Source organism: Sphaerisporangium perillae, from assembly GCF_023276435.1.
GTDB lineage: Bacteria > Actinomycetota > Actinomycetes > Streptosporangiales > Streptosporangiaceae > Sphaerisporangium > Sphaerisporangium perillae.
Map to the genome: position 1 here is coordinate 1 of NZ_JALLPO010000102.1, position 1690 is coordinate 1690.

Consider the following 1690-nt stretch of genomic DNA (forward strand, 5'->3'; position numbering starts at 1 on the left):
TACGCCATCGACGCCGTGGTGGCCGCCACCGCCCTGCGTGCGGTCAGGCCGGTGATCGTCCTCACCTCTGATGAGGATGACATGTCCACGCTCTGTGGAAAAGCCGTCAAGGTCGTCGGAGTCTAAGCCTGGATCCACGGCGCGAAACCTGATGTGGGAGTCATGAAATGAGGTGAGGTGCCCTCCGAGCTGGGATGATTGGAGTTCTCTACGCTGCAATCGGCCAGTTCAGAAAGGCACCTCGTAAGTGCGATTCTCTCACGCGGCGAGCAAGACCCATGCGATCTTCGATGATGAGCATGTGATCTCCTACGGTGGACTGGCTCCAGCGCTGCGGCTGGCCGAGCGGTGCGGCCTGGACCGCCTGGTCGGCCGGCACGTGGCCCTCGCCGCTTCGGACGGGGTGAACGCGCCCGCCAAGGTGGCCTCGATCGTGGCGGGGATGGCTTGCGGCGCTGACAGCATCGACGATCTGGACCTGCTGCGGCACGGCGGGATGGAAAAGCTGTTTGACGGCGTGCGCGCCCCGTCCACGCTTGGTTCGTTCCTGCGGGCCTTCACCTGGGGCAACGTCCGTCAGTTGGAGAAGGCCGCCCGGCAGGTGCTGGCCGAGCTGGCCCGTCAGACGCCGCTGCTGCCCGGCTCGGACGTGCTGACTTTCCTGGATATCGACTCGATGCAGCGGCGCACCTACGGCTATGCCAAGCAGGGCTCGGGGTTCGGCCATACCAAGGTCCAGGGCAAGAGTGTGCGGGTGCGCGGGCTGAACGTGCTGGCCGTCACGCTGTCCACGCCGCTGGCCGCTCCGGTGGTGGCGGCTACCCGGTTGCAGGGCGGCAGCGCCAACTCCGCCCGCGGCGCGGCGTCCCTGCTGCGCGAGTCGATCGGCACCGCCCGCCAGGCAGGCGCATCGGGCACCTTGATGCTGCGCGGTGACTCGGCGTTCTACAGTGCCGAGGTCATCGGCGCCTGCCGCGAGCGTGACGTGCGGTTCTCGGTCACCGCCAAACTGGACCCCAAGGTCAAGGAGGCGATCGCCGCCATCGGCCAGAACGCCTGGACGCCGATCAAATACCCCAGCGCCGTCTTCGACGAACAAGCTGGCGGCTGGGTCTCCGATGCCGAAGTCGCCGAGATCCCCTACACCGCGTTCACCAGCAAGAAAAGCGGGGCCACCACCGCCAGGCTGATCGTTCGGCGCGTCACGCGGCCAGGCGAGCAGGCCACCTACGGCCAGGACGAGTTGTTCGCCGCTTACCGCTACTACCCGATCTTCACCGACAGTCCCTACGCGCTGGTGCAGGCCGAGGAGCACCATCGCGATCATGCGGTGCAGGAGCAGGTCAACGCCGATCTGATCGACGGGCCGCTTGCTCACCTACCCTCGGGGGTGTTCACCGCGAACGCCGCCTGGCTCACCTACGCCGCCATCACCCACAACCTGCTGCGCGCACTTGGCTGCCTGGCCTCGGCCTTCTGTCAATCCCCTCAAACCGTGGAGACGGTCCTATGCCACAGCGGCCCTCAGCAGGGCCGTTGATGCTGTCCTCTTCTCGATCACCTGACGCTCGAATGTGACAGGCGGCAGCCCGTCGTTGGCACTGTGCCTGCGCTTGACGTTGTAGAAGTCCGCGATCCAGGTCGCGATCTTCAGCCGAGCCTCCGCCCGGGTACGAAAACGGTGGCGGTG

1 protein-coding gene and 1 pseudogene are annotated in these 1690 nt (G+C 66.4%); one reads left to right on the forward strand and one right to left on the reverse strand.

Translation table 11 applies throughout. The features are described 5' to 3' along the window. Positions 1–247: 247 nt before the first annotated feature. Positions 248–1540, forward strand: coding sequence for an IS1380 family transposase (locus tag MYF83_RS42150; protein ID WP_248966435.1), 1293 nt, complete (start codon positions 248–250; stop codon positions 1538–1540). Here MYF83_RS42150 and MYF83_RS42155 read toward each other — a convergent pair. Continuing rightward, positions 1508–1690, reverse strand: a pseudogene (locus tag MYF83_RS42155) (IS3 family transposase); the annotation flags it as partial. The gene MYF83_RS42150 and the pseudogene MYF83_RS42155 overlap by 33 nt on opposite strands.